This is a genomic window from Mesorhizobium sp. P5_C1 (genome assembly GCF_054049815.1).
The window spans coordinates 1-4064 of the sequence record NZ_JBFULQ010000496.1 but is presented as its reverse complement, the minus strand read 5'-3'; the positions used below and the strand labels follow the sequence as shown (position 1 = coordinate 4064).

Sequence of the window (4064 nt, the reverse complement as noted above, 5' to 3'; positions counted from 1 at the left end):
CAGCACGATCGTCCAGAACGAGAATGGAATGTCGGCCAGCGAAAAGGCCGAGCGCAGCGCGATGCCGGTGATGATGCCGGGCAGTGCGATCGGCAGGATGACCAGCAGCGAGATGGTCTCGCGGCCGAAGAATTTTGTCCGTGACACCGCCGCCGAACAGAGCGTGCCGAGGACCAGCGCGATCGCCGTCGAGATCGCGGCAACCCTGACGGACAGCGACAGCGCCTGCCAGACGTCGGGCCGGTTCCAGGTGACGGCGAACCATTGCGTGGTCAGGCCGGGCGGCGGCCAGACAAAGCTCTTTTCCTCCGTCGTGAAAGCGTAGATGAAGATCAACAGGATCGGCAGATGCAGGAACAGCAGACCGCAGGCGGCGGCGATCTTCAGGCCGAGCGGAGCCGACTGAGAACCATCAGAGCGCATCGAAGGCCCCCATGCGCTTGGCGCCCCAGAGGTAGAAGCCCATGATGACGATCGGCACGACTGTGAAGGCTGCGGCGAGCGGGATGTTGCCGGCGGTGCCTTGCTGGGAATAGACCGCCTGGCCGATGAACAGCCGCGAGGTGCCGATGATCTGCGGGATGATGTAATCGCCGAGCGTCAGCGAGAAGGTGAAGATCGAACCGGCGACGATGCCCGGCAGCGCCAGTGGGAACAGCACATTGCGAAAGGTCTGTCCCGGCGAAGCCCCCAAATCGGACGAAGCCTCGACCAGATTGCCCGGCACGCGCTCGAGCGCCGCCTGCACCGGCAGGATCATGAACGGCAGCCAGACATAGACGAAGACGATGAACGTGCCGGTGAACGACACCGACAGCGAATTCCCGCCGACGACCGGCAGCGACAGCCAGGCGTCAATCAGCCATTGCAGATGCAGCTTGCCGAACAGCCAGGTGAGGATGCCTTCCTTGGCCAGGATCAGCTTCCAGGCGTAGATCTTGACCAGATAGCTCGACCATAGCGGCAGCATGATGCCGAGATAGAACAGCGCCTTCCAGCGGCCACGGGCATAGCGCGCCGCGTAGTAGGCGATCGGAAAGGCGATGATCGCCGAGGCCAGCGTGACCAGAGCCGCCATCGTCACCGTGCGCAGGATGATGTCGAGATTGGCAGCCTGGAACAGGTCGCCATAAGTCTTCAAAGTGAACTGGCGGTTGATGAGGCCGGAAAACTCGTCGATGGAGAAAAAGCTCTGCGCCAGCAGCGCGAACAGCGAGCCTATATAGACGATGCCGAGCCACAGAACCGGCGGCAGCAGCATGAGGAGCAGCAGAACCTTGGGTCTGCGCCAGAAAAGATCCGATAGCGCGCCGCGCAAGCCACCGCTGCCCGGCAGGATGGCGGGCGCCGTGGCGCGCGGGATGGCGGCGTCGAGGCTCATACGGGCTCGTCCATCAGGTGCAGGTGCTCGCGGTTGAAGGTGAGCACGACCGCCTCGCCTTCCACGGGCAGCGGGTTGCCGGCCGGCACGATCGCATGCAGCTTCAATCCGTCGGCATCGAGCGCGAGTTTTGTCGTGGCGCCGAGATAGTTGGTCGAGACAAGGCGAGCGGAAACGCCTTCGCCACTTGCAGTGCGGCCGACGCGAATGGATTCAGGCCGCAGGCTGCCCCAGCGATGCTGGCCGCAATAGCGCTGGACGAAATCCGGCGGCAGCACGTTGGAGGAACCGACGAAATCGGCGACAAAGCGGGTCTTCGGCCGCTGGTAGATATCCTCCGGCGTGCCGATCTGCATGATCTTGCCGTCATTGAAGACGGCGACGCGGTCGGCCATCGACAGCGCCTCGCCCTGGTCGTGAGTGACGAAGACGAAGGTGATGCCGAGCACTTTCTGCAGCGACTTCAGCTCCTCCTGCATGTTCTCGCGCAGCTTGAGGTCGAGGGCGCCGAGCGGCTCGTCGAGCAGCAGCACCTTGGGCTGGTTGACCAGCGCACGGGCAAGCGCGACGCGCTGACGCTGGCCGCCGGAAAGCTGGCCGGGGCGGCGGGCGCCATAGCCTGGCAGCCGCACCAGCGACAGCGCCTCTTCCGCCGCCTTGTGCCGTTCCGCCTTGCCGATGCCCTTGACCATGAGGCCATAGGCAACATTGTCGAGCACGCTCAGATGCGGGAATAGCGCGTAGTCCTGGAACACGGTGTTGACGTTGCGGCGATAGGGCGGCACACCCTCGGCGCGTTCGCCGAAGATCGAGATCGAGCCCGAGGTCGGCTGCTCGAAGCCGGCGATGAGGCGCAGGCACGTGGTCTTGCCGGAACCGGACGGCCCGAGCATGGCGAAGAACTCGCCCGGTGCGATATCGAGATCGACCGCATCGACAGCGCGAACGCTGCCGAAATGGCGCGAGGCTTTCTGAAAGGAAACGGCGGTGGTCATGGGTTGTCCTGATCTGTCAGGCTCATCAAAATCAAGCGGCTGCGCTGCCCCTCATCCGCCTGCCGGCACCTTCTCCCCGTATAGTGACGGGGAGAAGAAAGCGCCCCTACGCTGGCGACCCCCTCTCCCCGTTCTTCACGGGGAGAGGGTAAGGGTGAGGGGCAGCGCCGAGCTCAGCAAAGAGGCGAAATCACCTCCCGCCGATGACGCCGATATAGTCCGACACCCAGCGGTAATAGGGCACGCACTGGTCGTTCTCGGTGGCGCATTTCGACACCGGCGTCTTCCAGAACTTGATCTTGTCGAAATTGTCGTAGCCGTTGGTCTTGCAGCCTTCGTCGGTCAACAGCTCGTTGCCCTTGCAGGCTGCAGGCACCACCGGCAGCGAACCGAACCAGGCCGAGACATCGCCCTGCACTTTCGGCGACAAGGAATGTTCCATCCACATATAGGCGCAGTTCGGATTGGCGGAGTCGGCCTCCATCATGGTGGTGTCGGCCCAGCCGGTGACGCCTTCTTCCGGCACGGTCGACGCGACCGGTTTCTTGGCGGCGACCAGCGCATTGACCTGATAAGGCCACGAGCCGGAAGCAACGACGCCTTCGTTCTGGAAATCGTCGACCTGGATGGCGGCGTCATGCCAGTAGCGGCCGACCAGCGTGCGCTGGACGCGCAGCAGTTCGAGCGCCGCCTTGTACTGGTCCTCGTTCAGCTCGTAGGGATCCTTGATGCCGAGTTCCGGCTTGTGGAACATCAGATAGTTGGCGGCGTCGGCGATATGGATCGGCCCGTCATAGGCCTGGACGCGGCCCTTGTTGGACTTGCCGTCCGGCAGCTTCATTTCCTCGAAGACGATGTTCCAGCTCTTGGGAGCTTCCTTGAACACCTCGGTGTTGTACATCAGGACGTTCGGACCCCACTGATAGGGAACGCCATAGTGGACGCCGCCGRCGGTGAACCAAGGGGCGTCCTTCAGTCGTTCGTCGACAGTCTTCCAGCTCGGAATGAGATCGGTGTTGATCGGCTGCACGCGCTTGCCGGCAACGAGGCGCAGCGATGCATCGCCCGATGCGGTGACGAGGTCGAAGCCGCCCTCGTTCATCAGCGAGACCATCTCGTCGGAGGTGTTGGCGGTCTTGACGTTGACCTTGCAGCCGGTTTCCTTCTCGAAGGAGGTCACCCAGTCATAACCCTTGTCGGTTTCGCCGCGTTCGATGTAGCCCGGCCAGGCAACGATGTTGACCTGACCTTCGCCCTTGCCAATTTCCTTGACCTGGGCGACGGCCTGACCGGAGAAGGTCAGCGCGACCGTCAAAGCAGTGCATGACTTCAGGAATGAATTCATCATCGATCTCCCATTTTGGCGCCTGACCCCGAAAGCCGGTTTCGGTCTTCGCTAGGGGTCACGCGCGGACTGAAAAACTGTCAGTTCGTGCGTTGGACTTGATGTCGCTCTGGTGGCGACTTTGGTCCCTGGACCGAAAGTGCTTTGAAAATTCCGGTTTCGCAAATTCATTTATCAGAAAGGCGATATCGGTTTTTCCGATAGATCGATGCCCCTTCAAGCCAGCGCCTTCACCAGCCAGCAGGCGGCGTTGAAGCGAGCCTCACCATCCTCTACGAAAGGCGCGAACGCAGCAGGCAACACCGCAGTGATTTTTTCGGCCGTTGCCCGGTCAACCTCACGT

4 protein-coding genes are annotated in these 4064 nt (G+C 62.3%); all 4 read right to left on the bottom strand.

Going from position 1 to position 4064, the window contains the following annotated elements; all coding sequences use genetic code 11:
- The coding region (locus ACXJ7R_RS26560) for an ABC transporter permease (protein WP_457154420.1) at window positions 1-423 on the bottom strand (423 nt) is incomplete at its 3' end.
- Complete coding sequence (locus tag ACXJ7R_RS26555) at window positions 413-1381, bottom strand: ABC transporter permease (protein WP_457154419.1); 969 nt, start codon at window positions 1379-1381, stop codon at window positions 413-415. The genes ACXJ7R_RS26555 and ACXJ7R_RS26560, both read right to left, overlap by 11 nt.
- Entirely contained in the window at window positions 1378-2376 is a 999-nt protein-coding gene (locus ACXJ7R_RS26550; protein ID WP_095082651.1) for an ABC transporter ATP-binding protein, read from the bottom strand. Before ACXJ7R_RS26550 ends, ACXJ7R_RS26555 begins: the two co-directional genes overlap by 4 nt.
- Before the next feature lie 190 nt (window positions 2377-2566).
- Window positions 2567-3721: an ABC transporter substrate-binding protein gene (locus ACXJ7R_RS26545; protein ID WP_457154418.1), complete on the bottom strand. Its 1155-nt coding sequence runs from the start codon at window positions 3719-3721 to the stop codon at window positions 2567-2569.
- Between the last annotated feature and the right edge of the window lie 343 nt (window positions 3722-4064).

Excerpts from the sequence above, each read along its gene's own strand:
- ACXJ7R_RS26555 (WP_457154419.1), bottom strand. The coding sequence starts at position 1,381 with ATGAGCCTCGACGCCGCCATCCCGCGCGCCACGGCGCCCGCCATCCTG.
- ACXJ7R_RS26550 (WP_095082651.1), bottom strand. The coding sequence starts at position 2,376 with ATGACCACCGCCGTTTCCTTTCAGAAAGCCTCGCGCCATTTCGGCAGC.